Source organism: Pseudomonas gozinkensis, from assembly GCF_014863585.1.
Lineage (GTDB): Bacteria > Pseudomonadota > Gammaproteobacteria > Pseudomonadales > Pseudomonadaceae > Aquipseudomonas > Aquipseudomonas gozinkensis.
Window position 1 is genome coordinate 4,251,224 of record NZ_CP062253.1, and the last position, 16,442, is coordinate 4,267,665.

General features: G+C 59.6%; 20 protein-coding genes and 4 tRNA genes. 10 read left to right on the forward strand and 14 right to left on the reverse strand.

What is annotated here, in order from left to right; all coding sequences use genetic code 11:
- Positions 1–363: 363 nt before the first annotated feature.
- The 4 genes from IHQ43_RS18820 to IHQ43_RS18835 form a co-directional block, all read right to left on the reverse strand.
- A tRNA-His gene (locus tag IHQ43_RS18820) sits at positions 364–439 on the reverse strand.
- 76 nt (positions 440–515) lie between these two features.
- A tRNA-Leu gene (locus IHQ43_RS18825) sits at positions 516–600 on the reverse strand.
- A 58-nt stretch (positions 601–658) separates the two neighbouring features.
- Positions 659–734 (reverse strand) — tRNA-His (locus tag IHQ43_RS18830).
- Positions 735–766: 32 nt separating this feature from the next.
- A tRNA-Arg gene (locus tag IHQ43_RS18835) sits at positions 767–843 on the reverse strand.
- 274 nt (positions 844–1,117) lie between these two features.
- Between IHQ43_RS18835 and folD the strand changes: the two genes are divergently transcribed.
- Together folD and pbpG are read left to right on the forward strand one after the other, a co-directional pair.
- Positions 1,118–1,972 carry a bifunctional methylenetetrahydrofolate dehydrogenase/methenyltetrahydrofolate cyclohydrolase FolD gene (gene folD / locus IHQ43_RS18840; protein WP_192561672.1) on the forward strand — a complete coding sequence of 285 codons (855 nt, stop codon included), beginning with the start codon at positions 1,118–1,120 and terminating at the stop codon, positions 1,970–1,972.
- 229 nt (positions 1,973–2,201) lie between these two features.
- Complete coding sequence (gene pbpG / locus IHQ43_RS18845) at positions 2,202–3,140, forward strand: D-alanyl-D-alanine endopeptidase (RefSeq protein ID WP_011335039.1); 939 nt, start codon at positions 2,202–2,204, stop codon at positions 3,138–3,140.
- Positions 3,141–3,200: 60 nt separating this feature from the next.
- Here the strand turns inward: pbpG and IHQ43_RS18850 are convergent, their stop codons facing one another.
- The 3 genes from IHQ43_RS18850 to IHQ43_RS18860 all read right to left on the reverse strand — a co-directional run bounded on the left by IHQ43_RS18850 (position 3,201) and on the right by IHQ43_RS18860 (position 4,392).
- Complete coding sequence (locus IHQ43_RS18850; protein ID WP_192561673.1) at positions 3,201–3,407, reverse strand: hypothetical protein; 207 nt, start codon at positions 3,405–3,407, stop codon at positions 3,201–3,203.
- A 12-nt stretch (positions 3,408–3,419) separates the two neighbouring features.
- Positions 3,420–3,626, reverse strand: coding sequence for a DUF6021 family protein (locus IHQ43_RS18855; RefSeq protein WP_192561674.1), 207 nt, complete (start codon positions 3,624–3,626; stop codon positions 3,420–3,422).
- Between the two features lie 94 nt (positions 3,627–3,720).
- Positions 3,721–4,392 (reverse strand): peptidase C39 family protein, encoded by a 672-nt coding sequence (locus IHQ43_RS18860; protein ID WP_192561675.1) that lies wholly within the window; start codon positions 4,390–4,392, stop codon positions 3,721–3,723.
- Positions 4,393–4,623: 231 nt separating this feature from the next.
- Here IHQ43_RS18860 and IHQ43_RS18865 point away from each other — a divergent pair, with 231 nt between their 5' ends.
- On the forward strand, positions 4,624–4,791 hold the full coding sequence (locus IHQ43_RS18865; protein ID WP_192561676.1) for a hypothetical protein: 168 nt from the start codon (positions 4,624–4,626) through the stop codon (positions 4,789–4,791).
- Between the two features lie 74 nt (positions 4,792–4,865).
- On the opposite strand, the gene IHQ43_RS18870 is transcribed toward IHQ43_RS18865, so the two are convergent.
- Together IHQ43_RS18870 and IHQ43_RS18875 are read right to left on the reverse strand one after the other, a co-directional pair.
- Complete coding sequence (locus tag IHQ43_RS18870; protein WP_096822339.1) at positions 4,866–5,615, reverse strand: TerC family protein; 750 nt, start codon at positions 5,613–5,615, stop codon at positions 4,866–4,868.
- Between the two features lie 28 nt (positions 5,616–5,643).
- Positions 5,644–5,886, reverse strand: a complete 243-nt coding sequence (locus IHQ43_RS18875; protein ID WP_192561677.1) for a hypothetical protein — start codon at positions 5,884–5,886, stop codon at positions 5,644–5,646.
- Positions 5,887–6,030: 144 nt separating this feature from the next.
- Here IHQ43_RS18875 and nhaR point away from each other — a divergent pair, with 144 nt between their 5' ends.
- Positions 6,031–6,930 carry a transcriptional activator NhaR gene (nhaR, locus tag IHQ43_RS18880; protein ID WP_007951569.1) on the forward strand — a complete coding sequence of 300 codons (900 nt, stop codon included), beginning with the start codon at positions 6,031–6,033 and terminating at the stop codon, positions 6,928–6,930.
- Here the strand turns inward: nhaR and IHQ43_RS18885 are convergent.
- A complete protein-coding gene (locus tag IHQ43_RS18885; RefSeq protein WP_192561678.1) occupies positions 6,927–8,087 on the reverse strand; it encodes an MFS transporter in 1,161 nt (386 codons plus the stop codon). The two genes, nhaR and IHQ43_RS18885, sit on opposite strands and share 4 nt — an antisense overlap.
- 337 nt (positions 8,088–8,424) lie before the next feature.
- On the opposite strand from IHQ43_RS18885, the gene sstT reads away from it, so the two are divergent.
- Positions 8,425–9,657 carry a serine/threonine transporter SstT gene (gene sstT / locus IHQ43_RS18890; RefSeq protein WP_192561679.1) on the forward strand — a complete coding sequence of 411 codons (1,233 nt, stop codon included), beginning with the start codon at positions 8,425–8,427 and terminating at the stop codon, positions 9,655–9,657.
- Between the two features lie 80 nt (positions 9,658–9,737).
- Here sstT and IHQ43_RS18895 read toward each other — a convergent pair whose 3' ends face one another.
- The gene (locus IHQ43_RS18895) at positions 9,738–10,247 is read right to left on the reverse strand and encodes a DUF1993 domain-containing protein (RefSeq protein ID WP_007951572.1); all 510 of its coding nucleotides are present in this window, start codon (positions 10,245–10,247) and stop codon (positions 9,738–9,740) included.
- A 125-nt stretch (positions 10,248–10,372) separates the two neighbouring features.
- On the opposite strand from IHQ43_RS18895, the gene IHQ43_RS18900 reads away from it, so the two are divergent.
- On the forward strand, positions 10,373–11,023 hold the full coding sequence (locus IHQ43_RS18900; protein WP_192561680.1) for a YceH family protein: 651 nt from the start codon (positions 10,373–10,375) through the stop codon (positions 11,021–11,023).
- A gap of 16 nt (positions 11,024–11,039) precedes the next feature.
- Here IHQ43_RS18900 and IHQ43_RS18905 read toward each other — a convergent pair whose 3' ends face one another.
- Positions 11,040–11,558 carry a cupin domain-containing protein gene (locus tag IHQ43_RS18905; protein ID WP_192561681.1) on the reverse strand — a complete coding sequence of 173 codons (519 nt, stop codon included), beginning with the start codon at positions 11,556–11,558 and terminating at the stop codon, positions 11,040–11,042.
- A 187-nt stretch (positions 11,559–11,745) separates the two neighbouring features.
- The gene (locus tag IHQ43_RS18910; protein WP_192561682.1) at positions 11,746–12,564 is read right to left on the reverse strand and encodes a shikimate 5-dehydrogenase; all 819 of its coding nucleotides are present in this window, start codon (positions 12,562–12,564) and stop codon (positions 11,746–11,748) included.
- Positions 12,565–12,818: 254 nt separating this feature from the next.
- On the opposite strand from IHQ43_RS18910, the gene IHQ43_RS18915 reads away from it, so the two are divergent.
- From IHQ43_RS18915 to IHQ43_RS18925, 3 genes are all read left to right on the forward strand, one after another.
- A complete protein-coding gene (locus IHQ43_RS18915) occupies positions 12,819–13,169 on the forward strand; it encodes a hypothetical protein (protein WP_007951578.1) in 351 nt (116 codons plus the stop codon).
- A 244-nt stretch (positions 13,170–13,413) separates the two neighbouring features.
- Positions 13,414–13,608, forward strand: coding sequence for a hypothetical protein (locus tag IHQ43_RS18920; RefSeq protein ID WP_192561683.1), 195 nt, complete (start codon positions 13,414–13,416; stop codon positions 13,606–13,608).
- A 102-nt stretch (positions 13,609–13,710) separates the two neighbouring features.
- Positions 13,711–13,893 (forward strand): hypothetical protein, encoded by a 183-nt coding sequence (locus IHQ43_RS18925; protein ID WP_192561684.1) that lies wholly within the window; start codon positions 13,711–13,713, stop codon positions 13,891–13,893.
- Here the strand turns inward: IHQ43_RS18925 and IHQ43_RS18930 are convergent.
- The gene (locus IHQ43_RS18930) at positions 13,890–14,951 is read right to left on the reverse strand and encodes an AI-2E family transporter (protein WP_192561685.1); all 1,062 of its coding nucleotides are present in this window, start codon (positions 14,949–14,951) and stop codon (positions 13,890–13,892) included. The genes IHQ43_RS18925 and IHQ43_RS18930 overlap by 4 nt on opposite strands.
- A 156-nt stretch (positions 14,952–15,107) precedes the next feature.
- On the opposite strand from IHQ43_RS18930, the gene trhP reads away from it, so the two are divergent.
- Complete coding sequence (gene trhP, locus IHQ43_RS18935) at positions 15,108–16,436, forward strand: prephenate-dependent tRNA uridine(34) hydroxylase TrhP (protein WP_192561686.1); 1,329 nt, start codon at positions 15,108–15,110, stop codon at positions 16,434–16,436.
- The last annotated feature ends 6 nt before the right edge of the window (positions 16,437–16,442 follow it).

The window sequence follows — 16,442 nt, forward strand, 5'->3', positions numbered from 1 at the left end:
CCGACCCAAGAATCAAGGGCAAGCATTCTAGTAGGTCAAACTCAAGAAGTCACCCTACTGAAAACGGGTAAAAAAACAGCAGGCCATTTGAAGGCGGGGACAAACGGTTGCGCCTCGCCCTGTTAGCAAATACAGCCAATTCAAGCCAGGGCTCTGCGCCAACCTCTTCTATATATAGAGGCGGTTGAATCATCTCCCTGACAGCCGACCTCGCAAGCAAGGCCGGCGGGCAGCGCAGCATCATCGAGCAACATTAATACGACGAAGCGCCCTGCCCTGCGACCCGAAACCTGCAGCCGCCAAAATCCGAAACCGTAAAACAAAAAAGGCGCCAGACTGTTAAATCTGGCGCCTTTCGGAATATGGGGTGGACGATGGGGATCGAACCCACGACAACGGGAGTCACAATCCCGTGCTCTACCAACTGAGCTACGCCCACCATACTGCGTGCCAAAGAAGCCAAACAACTTCTTTGTAGAACTTCACCCGGCCAACGGCATGAATGAAGCTTTGATTGGTGCGGATGAAGAGACTCGAACTCTTACGCCTCGCGGCGCTGGAACCTAAATCCAGTGTGTCTACCAATTCCACCACATCCGCAGATGAAGCTTTTTAAAGCAAAGGCGCCAGACTGTTACATCTGGCGCCTTTCGAAATATGGGGTGGACGATGGGGATCGAACCCACGACAACGGGAGTCACAATCCCGTGCTCTACCAACTGAGCTACGCCCACCATATCGCGCTACTTGTGCCAATGCTGCCTAATGGCGCACCCGGCAGGACTCGAACCTGCGACCATCCGCTTAGAAGGCGGATGCTCTATCCAGCTGAGCTACGGGCGCCTTGTTAGCTGTACCCTTGGAGGACTACAAACTAAGTGCTTTCCAGTCTCGCAAAACGTTGATTTCGCTCGACCTTCTTAACCAGTGCTAGGCTGTGCCCGACAAGTGCGACGAATAGTATAGAGCGACCCGAAGGTCGTCAAATCCTTTTTGAAAAAAATTCATTTAATTAAAGGGCTTAGAGGAATTTGCTGACCAAGCGCCTTTGCCCTCACCGTTTGACATGCGAGAATGCGTTCTCTTTTTTTCCCCTCTCGATGGTTAATCACGCGCAATGACTGCACAACTAATCGACGGCAAATCGATCGCCGCCAGCCTGCGCCAGCAGATCGCCCAACGGGTTGCCGAACGTCGCCAGCAAGGTCTGCGCACGCCAGGCCTCGCGGTGATCCTGGTCGGCAGCGATCCTGCCTCTCAGGTTTATGTCTCGCACAAGCGTAAAGACTGTGAAGAGGTCGGTTTCCTCTCTCAAGCCTACGACCTGCCTTCCGAAACCACTCAAGAAGCGCTGACCGATCTGATCGATCGACTGAACGACGACCCGGCAATCGACGGTATTCTGCTTCAACTTCCTCTGCCTGAGCACCTGGACGCCTCCAAACTGTTGGAACGCATCCGCCCGGACAAGGACGTCGATGGTTTCCATCCTTATAACGTCGGCCGTCTGGCCCAGCGCATTCCGCTGCTGCGCCCGTGCACCCCGAAGGGCATCATGACCCTGCTGGAAAGCACCGGTGCCGATCTGTACGGGATGGACGCGGTGGTTGTCGGCGCTTCCAACATCGTCGGTCGCCCGATGGCGATGGAACTGTTGCTGGCCGGTTGCACCGTGACCGTCACCCACCGCTTCACCAAGGATCTGGCCGGCCACGTCGGCCGCGCCGATCTGGTAGTCGTGGCCGCCGGCAAGCCGGGCCTGGTCAAGGGCGAGTGGATCAAGGAAGGCGCGATCGTGATCGACGTCGGCATCAACCGTCAGGAAGACGGCAAACTGGTCGGTGACGTGGTGTACGAAACCGCCCTGCCCCGCGCCGGCTGGATCACCCCGGTACCGGGCGGCGTCGGCCCGATGACCCGTGCCTGCCTGCTGGAAAATACCCTCTACGCGGCAGAAACCCTGCACGCCTGAGTCGCGTTTTTCGCGCACCGAGAACCCCGCCTTGTGCGGGGTTTTTCATGCCCTCGAAAAAACCTTTACCGTTCGCCGGAAACCCCTATTTTTACAGGGCTTTTCACGACTTTTTCATGCCCTTCAAACAACCATCGACAGTTCTTCAGCCATACTCCTAAAATGCGTCGTTTTTACGACACAGGCCGTTACAAATTACGGCATTTCCAACCTTCATGAGTTCGCCCGCGTGAATATTCGTCTGTCCATCCTGAGCCTGGTTTTTGCATTTTCAGGCACGCTCCTCACGCCAACGGTCAACGCCGCCGAAACTACCGCTGCCCCTCGAGACGCTTCGCAATTGAAGATTGCCTCCGGCAGCGCCCTGCTGATGGATCTGCAGACCAACAAAGTCATCTATTCCAGCAACCCGGACGTGGTGGTGCCCATCGCTTCCGTGAGCAAGTTGATGACCGGTTTGGTAGTGGTCGAAGCTCACCAGAACATGGACGAATGGATTGACGTCGACATCAGCCATACCCCGGAAATGAAAGGTGTGTTCTCTCGCGTCAAACTGCGTAGCGAACTGCCCCGCCGAGAGATGCTGCTGATTGCCCTGATGTCCTCGGAAAACCGTGCAGCTGCCAGCCTGGCTCACCATTATCCCGGCGGTTACGCTGCGTTTATCGCAGCGATGAACGCCAAGGCCAAGGCGCTGGGTATGACCAGCACCCATTTTGTGGAACCCACCGGTCTGTCCGAGCGCAACGTTTCCACCGCCCGCGACCTGAGCAAGTTGCTGGTGGCCGCGCATAAACAGCCGCTGCTCATCGAGCTGACCACGACCAAGGAAAAGACGGTCTCGTTCCGCAAACCCAATTACACCCTGGGCTTCCGTAACACCGACCATCTGGTCAACAAGGCCGACTGGGATATCCGCATCACCAAGACCGGCTTCACCAACCCTGCCGGCCACTGCCTGGTGCTGGTGACCCGCATGGCCAACCGTCCGGTGGCCCTGGTGATTCTTGACGCGTTCGGCAAATACACTCACTTCGCCGATGCCAGCCGCATCCGCAGCTGGGTGGAAACCGGCAAGAGCGCCAACGTTCCAGCGGTGGCTCAGCAATACAAGGCCGACAAAAACCTCAAGAGTCGCCAGAGCGGCGTGATCGAAGCCTCCAAGTAATCCGTCACCCATGAAAAAGCCCCGAATCGTCGGGGCTTTTTCATTTATGCAGTTATGCAGTCAGTCGTTGGGCAACGGCATCTTGTCGTCATCGGGAATGCCGTCACCGGCGCTCGGGTCGCGCGAATGCTCCGGCGTCACCACCGCAGGACGCGCCAGCGGATCGCGCATGGGACTTTCCGGATCCAGTACCGGATCAACTTCCGGCTCAGGCGTGGTTGGCACACTGTCAGGTTTGTGGTCGTCGAAACTCGAATCGGTACTCATACGCACCTCGCTTCAAGGCTTGAGATCCGCCAGCGGATCGTAGGGCTTGGCCGGACGTCTGGGATCATCGTCCAGCTGCACGTCCTTCGGTGCTTTAGCCGGACCAATGGGATCGACTTGCGGATCGTCCAGATCAGGCGAGTCCGGATCGAAGCCCAGATCGTCGCCACTCCCATGCTCGGAAGAATGCGGCCCGCTAGGTGAAGTTGGAATTGCCATGCTCATCTCCTGATACCTGGCCCGAAAAATACGGGACGCTACAGTTCAGAAGCGCATCCTCCGCTAGGGTGCCCGACAGGCGACGAACGGAACCTCAGTGCGCCGCCAGCGCCTTCCTGGCCTGCGCCGCTTCCCGCTCCTGCCCAGCCTGGGCCAGTGCGTCGGCAGCCTTGAGCCAGCGCTGTTGATCGACCGCCGCCGGAATCTGCGCCGGTTTCTGGATCAACACCGCCCATCCACCGGATTTTTCGAGGGCCGATTCGAACGAGCTGAAGCTCATCAATTCACGGCGATTCATCCCGGCGCGCAGCAGCACCTTCTGCTTCAAACGATCGTAGCCAGACAGGATCGCGTAGCGCGGCTCCGCCCAAAACGCCGAACCCTCGCTGAAACGCACCATCACCGGATACCCGGCCGCCACCTGCGTCAGCAGCGCTGGCAGGTTGCTGTCCAGCGGATACACAACCATGCCGTATTCACGCGCCAGGCTCTGCAGATTCTGTTGCAACTTGTCCTCGGCGCCCGGCAAATGCAGCGGCTTTTCCAGCAGACCCGGCGTGATCACGATGCCCTGCTGCGACAACAGGCTGGCCAGCACCTGCGGCCCGCTTTGAAAGGCCTCACCACGATAGAACGTGCCGCTGAGCTCGACCCGTTCCGGCAGGCGCTTGACCTCTGGCGCCACACTGCCCGCACACCCCACCAAAGCTGTCACGCAACCGGCCACCAGCAGCGCCGCGCGAATCCGGGAAAATAGCTGCACCATCGTCACTCTCTTGATCAGTTACCGGTCATCGTGTTCCGGCTTGGTCGAGGATCATAGGACGACGCATCGTTGCGGTATAGCCCAAAACGGCAGATGGATCGACTGCATAGAGCGAACTGATTGGTTATCACCGACCTTTGGTCAATAGCCTGAAACACGCCAGCGACTAGACTGTCAGTCAGACAAGAGCCAAAGCGCGAGCGCCCGACGCAGGGCAAAGAGGAGGCACAGATGAGCCTGACCATGACCATCGTAATGCTGATTGCCGGCTGGCTGGCCGTAGCCGCCGCCATGCTGTGGGGCGTGCTGCGGATTTCCCGCCGCCATCACCACCCGGTTCAACCTGCACCGACCAGGAAGATCGAGAAACACGAAGCCCGTCACGCCACCGCGCACTGACTGTCTGTAACCGACACAAACAAAAAGGCCGCCTGGACTCTCGCGAGTTCAGGCGGCCTTTGGTTTTCCGGCGATTACGCCTCGGCAGTCAATTTCTTCTGCTTGGCGCGGCGCGACATCATGTTCAGCACTTCAATCGAAGCCGAGAACGCCATGGCGGCATACACATAACCTTTCGGTACATGGGCGCCGAAGCCTTCGGCGATCAGCGTCATGCCGATCATGATCAGGAAGCCCAGGGCCAGCATCACCACCGTCGGGTTGTCGTTGATGAACTTGGCCAGCGGATCAGCTGCAAACAGCATCACCAGTACCGAGACAACAACTGCAATCACCATGATCGGCAAGTGTTCGGTCATGCCGACAGCGGTAATGATGCTGTCGATCGAGAACACCATGTCCAGCATCAGGATCTGCCCGATGGCGGCGGCGAAACCCAGGGTTACCGTCGAGGTTGCAGACTTCGGATCTTCCGGCGCCGGGTCCATGCTGTGATGGATCTCGGTCGTCGCTTTCCACACCAGGAACAGGCCACCGGCGATCAGGATCATGTCCTTCCAGGAGAACGCCTGGCCGAGGATCTCGATGACCGGCGCGGTCAACTGAACGATGAACGCGATGGTGCTCAACAAGGCCAGACGCATGATCAGCGCCATGCCGATGCCCAGGCGGCGAGCCTTCTGCCGATACTGCTCGGGCAGCTTGTTGGTCAGGATCGAGATGAAGATCAGGTTATCGATACCGAGCACGATTTCCATCACCACCAATGTGGCCAAGGCAATCCATGCGGTCGGGCTGGAAGCGAGTTCTAACAGGTATTCCATGGGTCAGTCCTGACTCTTGTAAGGCGATTTAGATGGTCTTGGAAGAAGATTCGGATTTTTCCGCATCTTTTTCCGGAGCTTCTTTTTTCTCGATCAGGCCGCCAGTGGCGTCGCTGAGCGCTTGTTCAGCGGCTTTGTGCGTGTCGTCGATCGCCTGTTTGGCGCTCTCGGCAGCCTTGCCCATCAGCTGCTGGGCGCTTTTTTCCGCCTGGTCGCAACCGGTCATAAGCAGTAAAGACGTAAACATCAGTGCCGGGATCGTGTATTTCATGAGGTTTCCTTCGAATGAATAGACAGGGTCGCAGACCACTCGTCGATGGCTGGGCATTCTAGGGAGACAAACACTTCAGGAAAATTCGTATTTTTAGCGGCTATACTTCGATTTATACGAACTGTATTTGACGGACCGAACCCCATGCTCAATTACCGACAACTGCACTACTTCTGGGTGGTGGCCAAGACCGGCAGCATCGTGCGCGCGTGCGAGCAACTGAACCTGACGCCGCAAACCATCAGCGGACAAATTTCCCTGCTCGAACAGACCTACGGCATCGAGTTGTTTCAGCGGGTCGGCCGGCAGCTTGAACTCACCGAAGCCGGGCGTCAGGCCCTGCCCTACGCCGAGCAGATGTTCCAGCTCGGCGGCGAACTCGAACTGATGCTGCGCGCCCAGCCCAACGAACAGCAGATCCTGTTCCGGGTCGGCGTGGCGGATGTGGTGCCAAAATCCATCGTGTACCGCCTGATTGCGCCGACCATGGAATTGAGCGAGCCGCTGCGCATCACCTGCCGCGAAGACAAACTCGAACGCCTGCTGGCGGACCTGGCAATCCAGCGTCTGGATCTGGTGATTTCCGACAGCCCCATGCCCTCGCACCTGGACATCAAGGGCTACAGCCAGAAACTCGGCGAATGCGGGATCAGTTTTTTCGCCACCGCCGAACTGGCGGCGCAATACGGTCAGGATTTCCCGCGCAGCCTGCACGGTGCGCCGCTGTTGATCCCCGGCGCGGAAACCGTGGTGCGCAGCCGTTTACAGCGCTGGTTCGCCGAGCAGCAGATTCAGCCGAGGATTGTCGGGGAGTTCGATGACAGCGCGTTGATGCAGGCGTTCGGCCAGTCCGGCAGCGGAATTTTCATCGGCCCGAGCGTGATTGCCGATGAAGTGAAGCGCCAGTACGGCGTCGAGTTGATCGGCCAGACCGATGCGGTGAGCGAGTCGTTCTACGCGATCTCGGTGGAGCGCAAGGTCAAGCACCCCGGCATCAAAGCGATTACCGAAGGTGCCCGACGCGAGCTGTTTACAGCCTTTTAAGCCGGCGCGCAGACGTCGCGCGGCTTGAGCACCATCAGCACCATGGCGAGGAAAATCGACAGCAGAATGAACCCGGCGGCGGCAAAGCCCACAAAACCCAGGCCGGCGCTGTCGATGACTCGACCACCAATGATCGCGCCCAGACCAATCCCGAGGTTGGCCCCGGCAATGTTCAGCGACGCGGCAAAGGCCGGCGCTTGCGGTGCGGCTTTCATCAAGCGCACATGGCTGACCAGAAACAGCGCCGCCTGGGTCACGCCCCAGATGCCCATCGCCGCCGCCAGACCCAGCGACGAATTGATGTTCGGCACCAGCGCCACCATCCCCGGAATCATGAATGCGCAGAACATCACCGAAGCCATCAGCGGATGACGATCCACCGCGCGACCGCCCAGCGAGTTGCCGATCAGACCGACCGCGCCAAAGCCCATCAGGCACCAGCCGACCACAGTGCCATTGAAGCCGGCCAGTCGCTCGAGGATGTCCGCCAGATAGGTGTAGGCGGTGAACATGCCGCTGAACACCAGGATCGACAGCAGCACATGGCCCAGCATCAGCGGGCTGCGCAGGATCTTGAACTGCGAAGCAAAACTGACCTGATGCTGGTGCAGGCTGGTTTTCGGCAGGTAGACAAACAGCAGCAACGCCTTGGCAAACGCGATCACCGCCAGAATGCCGAACGCACTGCGCCAGCCGAACGCGTCGGAAATCAGCGTGCCGACCGGAATGCCGAACACGGTGGCGCAGACGATGCCGAAGCCGATCTTGGCGATCGCGCGACCGGCGAAGTCCGGACCGACAATGTCCACCGCCGTTTCGCTGGCCAGCGCCCAGAACACCGGCAACCCCAGCGCCGGGATCAGCCGCGCAATGGCCATGACCCAGATGTTCGGCGCCAAGGCCGCCACGGTATTGGCCAGACCGAACATGATCAGGATGGTGATGAACAGCTTGCGCCGCTCGAAGCGGGCGAAATACGCGGTCAAGAAAGGACCGAACATCGCCACGGTGAAAGCGAACAGCGTGACCAGCAACCCGGCCTGCGGGATGGTGACGGCCAGGTCGCGGGCGATCGCCGGCAGGAGGCCGACGATGACGAACTCCGTGGTCAGCACCGTAAACCCGGCGGCGGACAACAGAAGGATGGGCAACAGCATGAGGAACTCCAGCAAAACGACGACACCAGCGCTGACCCGAAGGCCCGCTGGCAGAACTTGAAAATTAGGATGCGCAATCTTAACAGAGTGTTTCCAGAGTGACTTGCACAAACCTGTCCAAGTTGCCGATGAATGCGGTGGCAGATCGTCACATGCCTGAAGGAATCGGATGACCCTGTGATAAAGTCCGCGCCCTGCAAAACGTACACCTTGTTCAACCACCCGTTTAACGGCGTGGCTGGCGCGTCAGTCCTTTCGGTTCGTGTCTGTGGCCTGCCCCGATTCAACGCCCGGATTGCGCAATCTTGCACCCTATAAAAAAACAGAGATGCCGTTCATGACCGCTTCATCCCCTTCTCTATTGCAACGCCTCAAAAGCCTCAGTCTGGTCACGCAGATCCTGATCGGCCTGATTGCCGGCATCGCCCTGGCGCTGTTTGCGCCGGAAGCGGCCAAAGGCACGGCCTTCATCGGCAAGGTGTTCGTCTCGGCACTGAAAGCCGTGGCGCCGATCCTGGTATTTGTGCTGGTCATGGCCTCGATCGCCAACCACAAGCACGGCCAGGAAACCCACATCCGGCCGATTCTGTTCCTGTACCTGCTGGGCACCTTCGCCGCTGCCGTGGTTGCGGTGATTGCCAGCATGATGTTCCCGTCGCACCTGGTGCTGTCCACCGACAACATCGCCGTGAGCGCACCAGGCGGTATCAGTGAAGTGCTGCAAAGCCTGTTGCTGAGCGTGGTCGACAACCCGGTGAGCGCACTGATGAACGCCAACTTCATCGGCATTCTGGCCTGGGCCATCGGCATGGGCGTGGCGATCCGGCACGCCGGCGACACCACCCGCGAAGTACTGGGCGATCTGTCCAACGGCGTGACGGTGATTGTTCGTGTCGTGATTCGCTTTGCACCGCTGGGCATTTTCGGTCTGGTGGCTTCGACCCTGGCCACCTCCGGGTTTGGCGCACTGATCGGTTATGCACATCTGCTGGCGGTTCTGCTGGGCTGCATGCTGTTCGTGGCGCTGGTGATGAACCCGCTCATGGTGTTCTGGAAGCTGCGTCGCAACCCTTACCCGCTGACACTTCAGTGCCTGCGCGAAAGCGGCATCACCGCGTTTTTCACCCGCAGTTCGGCGGCAAACATTCCGGTCAATCTGGAACTGAGCAAGCGCCTGGGCCTGCATGAAGACACCTACTCGGTATCGATCCCGCTCGGCGCCACCATCAACATGGCCGGTGCGGCGATCACCATTACCGTGCTGTCCCTCGCTGCCGTGCACACTCTGGGCATCGCCGTGGACATCCCGACCGCGATCCTGCTCAGCGTCGTCGCCGCGATCTGCGCCTGTGGCGCCTCGGGCGTGGCCGGTGGTTCGCTGCTGCTGATCCCGCTGGCGTGCAGCCTGTTCGGCATCCCGAGCGAAATCGCCATGCAGGTGGTGGCGGTCGGTTTCATCATCGGCGTGCTGCAGGATTCGGCCGAAACGGCGCTGAACTCCTCCACCGACGTGCTGTTCACCGCCGCCGCGTGCCTGGGCGAAGAACAGAAAGCCCAGCGTCCGGCGTAAATCCCGGCGCAACAAAAAGCCCGCCAAGGTGCAAACCTTGGCGGGCTTTTTTATTGCTTCGCAGGGTTAAGCCGAGCGGTTTAGAACGCGCCCATGTAATCGCGCTTGCCCACTTCAACACCGTTGTGACGCAGCAGTGCGTAAGTGGTGGTGACGTGGAAGAAGAACTGCGGCAGGCCGTAGCTCAGCAGGTAAGCCTGGCCACTGAAGCGCTTCTCTTTCGGGGTGCCCGGGCGAGTCACGATCTCGATGCCTTCCTTGCCATTGATCTGCTCTGGCTTGATCTCGCCGATGAAGGCCAGAACCTTGGCGATCAGCGCCTGCAGCTCGGCGAAGGTGGTTTCGGTGTCGTCATATTTCGGGATTTCGATTTCGGCCAGACGCGAGGAAACGCCTTTGGCGAAGTCCACGGCGATCTGCACCTGACGCACCAGCGGAAACATGTCCGGGTACAGACGCGCTTGCAGGAAGGCGTTCGGGTCGATGTTTTTCTCGGTGGCGTGAGCTTCAGCCTTTTTCAGCACATCGCTCACGGCGTTGAGCATTTGTTGGAAAACCGGGACGGATGCGGCGTACAGGGAAATGGTCATGGCAGTCTCACGTGGTGGCTGGGTGAATCGTGGGGGCGATTATAGCCATGCTCGCGGGCGGCGCGGCTTGTCTTTTATCCAGCAAGGATTAGGCTAGGCGCCTTCGACTGCAGAGGGAACGCGCGATGACCACAGAATTTGAAACCAACTCCGACGAACCACGGCTCAACGCCACGGAAATCCGCATTCTGGGCTCGTTGATCGAGAAACAGGCCACCAGCCCGGAAACCTACCCGTTGACCCTCAACGCGCTGGTGCTGGCCTGCAACCAGAAAACCAGCCGGGAACCGGTGATGAACCTGACCCAGGGCCAGGTCGGCCAGAGCCTGCGCGCCCTTGAAAGCCGCGGTTTCGCCAAACTGGTGATGGGCAGTCGCGCCGACCGCTGGGAGCACAAGGTCGACAAGGCCCTGGAGCTGGTGCCGGCGCAATTGATCCTGACCGGATTGATGTTCCTGCGCGGCCCGCAGACCGTCAACGAACTGCTGACCCGCAGCGGTCGCATGCATGAATTCGAAGACGCCGAACAAGTGGTGCATCAACTGGAACGCCTGATCGCTCGGGATCTGGCAGTGCTGATTCCGCGTCAGGCCGGCCAGCGCGAAGATCGTTACACCCACGCACTGGGCGATCCGGCGGACATCGAGGCGATTATCGCCGCGCGCCAGAATCCGAGTGATCGCGGCGCGGCCAGCGGTGTGTCAGTCGAACGCATCGAAGAGCTGGAAGCGCGAATCGCGGCGCTGGAAGAGCGTCTGGCCCGCCTCGAAGAATGAGCGCACCGGGGCGGCGTTATTCGCCGTCCCAGTAATCCACCCCGTCCGCCTGCCGCGCCACCGCCACGAAGCCCGAGGCCTTGCCTTCGGCATCGACGCTGAAATTATCCATCACCGCGTATTTGTTCGAGTCCGGGTACTCGCAGATTTCCGGTTGCTGTTGGGTGCTGACTGCCAGATAGCGCAGTTCCGCAGCACTGGTGTTGATGATCTGATGCGCGGCTTCAGGACCGCCCGGCGGGCAGGCGATCACGTCGCCAGCACGAATCGGGAAACGCTCGACGCCCAAGCGCACCTCCCCTTCCCCGGCCACCACGTAGAACATTTCCTCATTGACCCGATGGCTGTGAAACGGACTGCCGCGCATGCCCGGCGGCAGCGCATACAGGCGATATCCGAGCTTTTGCGCGCCCAATTGCTGGCCGACCCGGGCGAACCGTTGCTGATAACGCCCGGCGGTTTCGCCTTCCGGAGACAGGGCTTCGGGGAGCGGTTCAAGTTCGACGTCATTCAGGTTGAGAATGGGCGGATACATGCAAACCTCGGCTTTTGTGATGGGCAAGTCTGCGCTTGCTGATGCGGCAGTATAGGCAAACTGTTCGGATCAAAAACCATGTCGCGGCCTTCGCGAGCAAGCTCGCTCCCACAGTGGAAATGCATTTCAATGTGGGAGCGAGCTTGCTCGCGAAAAAGACCGATCAGGCACCGCCTCTCCAAGTCTTTTAGCTACGGGCAAACGCCACCGCTGCATCGAACTGCTCAACCGTCGGCCGCACGCCGGTGTACAGCACGAACTGCTCCAGCGCCTGGATCGCGATCACTTCCAGCCCGGTGATCACTTTTTTGCCTTCGGCACGGCCACGCACGATCAACGGGGTTTCCGAGGGGATCGCCACCACATCGAACACGGTGTCGGCAGACTTGATCACATCCACGTCAAAAGAAAGCTGCCCTGCTTCCGGGCCGCCGTCCATGCCCACTGGGGTCACGTTGATCAGCATCTGCGGGCGTTCCTCGCCCAGTTCTGCCTGCCAGCGATACCCGAGGGAATCCGCCAGAGCACGGCCAGCACGCTCGTTACGGGCGACGATCAAACCATTCTTGTAACCGCCATCGCGCAAGGCACTGGCCACGGCTTTTGCCATGCCGCCGCTGCCGCGCAGGGCGAAAGTCGTGTCCTTCGGCACCGCGTGGGTTTCCAGCAACTGGGCGATGGCGATGTAATCGGTGTTGTAGGCCTTGAGATGGCCATTGGTGTTGACGATGGTGTTGATCGACTGGATCGCCGCCGCCGAGGCATCCAGTTCATCGACCAGCGCAATGCTGGCTTCCTTGAACGGCATCGACACTCCGCAACCGCGAATCCCCAGCGCGCGGATCCCGCCGACCGCACCGGCAAGGTCCTGGCTGCTGAACGCCTTGTAGTAGAAATTCAGGCCCAGTTGTTCATACAAATGGTTATGAAAACGCAGACCGAAATTCCCGGGACGCCCAGACAGGGACATGCACAATTGGGTGTCTTTGTTGGGGTTCATCTGCATGGGAGGCTCCTTCGAATGCACTTTCGGATGGACGGGATTAGCCAGACCATCGGGTTCTGAACGATCATAAGGCGGTCTGTTCCGGGCATCACAGCCGATGCCGGAAATCCGGTAAACAAACCGGTACAGACCTTACACAAAATTTACCTGGCGGCCGTGCTGTTTTTCAAAATGTTGCTGTCTTAGAAGTATCCCCGCGCCATCCCGAGCCTGTTGCAGGCCCGGACGCCGGGTCGAAGAACCGAGGAATTATCATGATTCGTAAACTCCCCATCGTGGCCTTGTTGATTGGTGCCTTCGCGATCACGGGTCAGGCAGAAGCCCACGGCGGTGGCTGGCAGGGCCCGGCGGTATTTGGTGCGATCGTCGGCTCGGCCATCATCGGCTCGGCGCTCATCAACCAGGATCGGCCGGTGTACGTCCAACAGCCCGTTTACGCTCAACCGGCACCGGTTTACGTGCAGCAACCGCCGCCACCGGTCTATTACCAGCCGGCCCCGGTTTATGTACAGCAGCCGGTCTATGTCCAACCGGCCCCGGTGTATTACGGCCCACCCCGTGGTTATTACGGTCGGCCGCACTATTACGGTGGTCCGCGCTGGTAAGCGGTACACGAAGCCCCGCTTGATAGCGGGGCTTTTTATTGCCTTCGCGATAGCCAACCGTCCGTCGGCCAAGGTCTGAAAAAATCTCGCCAAGGTCGCTGTGGGGACAGTTTGAACCGTTAAAGTCGGCATGATGGACTCGACCGTTGGGGGAAAAACACAAACGGTCATCTATTTGTCATGACGGAACCGCACTCTGAATCCGTCCGCATACAACAGGTTGATAACAACAAGGACGACTTGAATGCCTACACAGAATCCCCACCGCATCGTCGGTTTGTGCACCTCGAGCAAGGTCTACAACACCTTGACCGAACTCAAGCACCTGGAAGGCCACCGCACGGCGAAGTTTCTCGCGCTGTTGTCGGAAAACCTGGTGCGCAAGGGTTTTCTCAATGAACACGAGATCGTGCACATGCTCGATCAAGTGGTGGACTGAGCCAGCCCTCAGCGCCGTCAATGACCACTATCGAAAGCGTTGATTGTCCCTGAAACGGCCAACTCCCTAAGGTATCTCCATAGATTGATGGAGGTACTTTTCATGGCTCAGGTTCAAATCATGTCCGTTGTCGGCAGCGCCGTTCCCGCCTCGCTCAGAGCAATGGGTTTGCTCGCCTGCTGGTACCTGGTACGCGACGGCGAGCCGGTCAGCGGCCCGCTCACGTCCTTGCCGGCGGCTCAGGCGCTGTCGCAACAACTGCTCAACGGCCCGTTCAAGGCTTAAGGCAGCTGCACTTTCGGCTTGGTTTCGATGAACAGCGCCCAGCTCGACATGAACAGCGCCGCAATCAGCGGCCCGATCACAAAGCCGTTGAGGCCGAACACCGCCAGTCCGCCCAGGGTCGAGATCAGGATCATGTAATCCGGCATCCGGGTGTCCTTGCCCACCAGGATCGGGCGCAGGACGTTATCCACCAGACCGATCACAAACACCCCGAACAACCCCAGCACCACGCCCTGCCAGATCATCCCGCTGAGCAGGAAGTAAACCGCGACCGGCACCCAGACAATCCCCGCCCCCACTGCCGGCAACAACGATAGAAACGCCATCATCACCGCCCAGAGCAACGCGCTGGGAATGTCGAGAAACCAGAAAATCGCTCCACCCAGCGCACCCTGCGTGATCGCCACCAGCAGATTGCCCTTCACCGTGGCGCGCACCACCCGGTTGAACTTCAATTGCAAGCGACGCTTGTGGTGCTCCTCCAGCGGCACCGCCGTGCGCACCTTGCGCGCCAGTTCGGCGCCGTCGCGCAGGAAGAAAAACAGCAGGTACAGCATGATGAAAAAACTCACCACGAAATCGAAAGTGCCCTGGCCGAAACTGAACGCCTGGGTCGCCAGCACCTGACTGCCCTGCATGGAGGCCTTGACGATCTTCTCGCGCAAGGCATTGAGTTCACCCATGCCGAAGCGGTCGAGCAGATGTTGAAAATACGGCGGCAGGCTGTGCTTGAACTGCGCCAGATACGCGCCGATATCGAGCTTGCCGCTTTCGATGTTGTCGTAAAGCACCGCCCCTTCCTGCACCAGCAGCACGCTGATGACGATCACCGGCAGGATCGCGATCACCAGGCAGACACTCAACGTACACAGAGAAGTGAGATTGCGTTGCCATCCGAACTTCTGCTGCAACCGGCGCTGCATCGGCGCGAACAGGATGCCGAGAATCACCGCCCAGAACACCGCGCCGTAGAACGGCAGCAGGATCCAGATAAAGGCCACCGTCACCAGAAACAGCAGCACGGTGAGGGATTTGAATTGCAGACTCTTTTGGTTCATGTCCAGTCCATGTCAGTCAGGCGCCAACCGCGCCCGTCCCGCTTAGTCAGCCAGCGTCAGCGCGAGTGCCCTGTTTCTTCATGGAGCATAGATCCAGATCAATAAACCCTCGGCGCAACTGCTCTACCCTGCCGCGCTTTTGCGACCGACGCCGCCATGACGACCTCCTTCACCCCCGAACTGCTCGCCCCCGCCGGCACCCTGAAAAACATGCGTTATGCCTTCGCCTACGGGGCCGATGCGGTGTATGCCGGCCAGCCGCGCTACAGCCTGCGGGTGCGCAACAACGAGTTCGATCACGCCAACCTCGCGCTCGGCATCCGTGAAGCCCAGGCCCAGGGCAAGCGCTTCTACGTGGTGGTCAACATCGCGCCGCACAACGCCAAGCTCAAGACCTTCCTCAAGGATCTGGCGCCAGTGATCGAGATGGCGCCGGACGCTCTGATCATGTCCGACCCAGGCCTGATCATGCTCGTACGTCGGCACTTTCCACAGATACCGATCCACCTGTCGGTGCAGGCCAACACGGTGAACTGGGCGAGCGTCGAATTCTGGCAGCAGCAGGGGCTGAGCCGGATCATCCTGTCCCGTGAACTGTCGCTGGAAGAGATCGGCGAAATCCGCGAGCAAGTGCCGGGCATGGAGCTGGAAGTGTTCGTTCACGGTGCGCTGTGCATGGCCTATTCCGGCCGTTGCCTGCTCTCGGGTTACATGAACAAGCGCGATGCGAATCAGGGCACCTGCACCAACGCCTGCCGCTGGAAATATACGGCGCAGGAAGCCACCGAAAACCAGCTCGGCGACATCGTGCAGACCTTCGAACCGCAACCGACCCTCGGCCTCGGCGCCCCCACCGATCAGGTGTTCCTGTTGCAGGAAGCCAACCGTCCCGGCGAGCTGATGCCGGCATTCGAAGACGAGCACGGCACCTACATCATGAACGCCAAGGACCTGCGCGCGGTGCAGCACGTCGAGCGCCTGACCCGCATGGGCGTGCACTCACTGAAGATCGAAGGCCGGACCAAATCGCATTTCTATTGCGCGCGCACCACCCAGGTTTATCGCCGGGCCATCGACGATGCCGTGGCCGGTCGCGAATTCGACCGCAGCCTGATGACCGATCTGGAATCCCTCGCCCAGCGCGGCTACACCGAAGGTTTCCTGCGCCGGCACGTGCACGACGAATACCAGAACTACCAGAACGGCAGCTCGGTGTCGGAGCGTCAGCAGTTCGTGGGTGAGCTGACCGGCGAACGTCGGGATCGACTCGCCGAGGTCAAGGTGAAGAACCGCTTTGCCCTGGGCGATCACCTGGAACTGATGACGCCCAAGGGCAACTTCCATTTTGATCTGCACGAACTGCAGAACCTCAAAGGCGAAGCTATCGACGTGGCGCCGGGGGACGGCCACACGGTTTATCTGCCGATTCCGGATGCGGTGGATTTGCGGTTTGGCTTGTTGATGCGCGACGTGAGCAGGGCCTGATCCGAC

What these genes read in the sequence shown, in the direction of transcription:
- IHQ43_RS18875 (WP_192561677.1), bottom strand. Translation starts at nt 5,886, where the DNA reads ATGAAATACACGATCCCGGCACTGATGTTTACGTCTTTACTGCTTATG.
- IHQ43_RS18930 (WP_192561685.1), bottom strand. Translation starts at nt 14,951, where the DNA reads ATGAACCAAAAGAGTCTGCAATTCAAATCCCTCACCGTGCTGCTGTTT.
- trhP (WP_192561686.1), top strand. Translation starts at nt 15,108, where the DNA reads ATGACGACCTCCTTCACCCCCGAACTGCTCGCCCCCGCCGGCACCCTG.
- IHQ43_RS18900 (WP_192561680.1), top strand. Translation starts at nt 10,373, where the DNA reads ATGACCACAGAATTTGAAACCAACTCCGACGAACCACGGCTCAACGCC.
- sstT (WP_192561679.1), top strand. Translation starts at nt 8,425, where the DNA reads ATGACCGCTTCATCCCCTTCTCTATTGCAACGCCTCAAAAGCCTCAGT.
- IHQ43_RS18895 (WP_007951572.1), bottom strand. Translation starts at nt 10,247, where the DNA reads ATGACCATTTCCCTGTACGCCGCATCCGTCCCGGTTTTCCAACAAATG.
- IHQ43_RS18905 (WP_192561681.1), bottom strand. Translation starts at nt 11,558, where the DNA reads ATGTATCCGCCCATTCTCAACCTGAATGACGTCGAACTTGAACCGCTC.
- IHQ43_RS18855 (WP_192561674.1), bottom strand. Translation starts at nt 3,626, where the DNA reads ATGGCAATTCCAACTTCACCTAGCGGGCCGCATTCTTCCGAGCATGGG.
- folD (WP_192561672.1), top strand. Translation starts at nt 1,118, where the DNA reads ATGACTGCACAACTAATCGACGGCAAATCGATCGCCGCCAGCCTGCGC.
- IHQ43_RS18860 (WP_192561675.1), bottom strand. Translation starts at nt 4,392, where the DNA reads ATGGTGCAGCTATTTTCCCGGATTCGCGCGGCGCTGCTGGTGGCCGGT.
- IHQ43_RS18865 (WP_192561676.1), top strand. Translation starts at nt 4,624, where the DNA reads ATGAGCCTGACCATGACCATCGTAATGCTGATTGCCGGCTGGCTGGCC.
- IHQ43_RS18925 (WP_192561684.1), top strand. Translation starts at nt 13,711, where the DNA reads ATGGCTCAGGTTCAAATCATGTCCGTTGTCGGCAGCGCCGTTCCCGCC.
- IHQ43_RS18910 (WP_192561682.1), bottom strand. Translation starts at nt 12,564, where the DNA reads ATGCAGATGAACCCCAACAAAGACACCCAATTGTGCATGTCCCTGTCT.
- IHQ43_RS18885 (WP_192561678.1), bottom strand. Translation starts at nt 8,087, where the DNA reads ATGCTGTTGCCCATCCTTCTGTTGTCCGCCGCCGGGTTTACGGTGCTG.
- nhaR (WP_007951569.1), top strand. Translation starts at nt 6,031, where the DNA reads ATGCTCAATTACCGACAACTGCACTACTTCTGGGTGGTGGCCAAGACC.
- IHQ43_RS18915 (WP_007951578.1), top strand. Translation starts at nt 12,819, where the DNA reads ATGATTCGTAAACTCCCCATCGTGGCCTTGTTGATTGGTGCCTTCGCG.
- IHQ43_RS18850 (WP_192561673.1), bottom strand. Translation starts at nt 3,407, where the DNA reads ATGAGTACCGATTCGAGTTTCGACGACCACAAACCTGACAGTGTGCCA.
- IHQ43_RS18870 (WP_096822339.1), bottom strand. Translation starts at nt 5,615, where the DNA reads ATGGAATACCTGTTAGAACTCGCTTCCAGCCCGACCGCATGGATTGCC.
- IHQ43_RS18920 (WP_192561683.1), top strand. Translation starts at nt 13,414, where the DNA reads ATGCCTACACAGAATCCCCACCGCATCGTCGGTTTGTGCACCTCGAGC.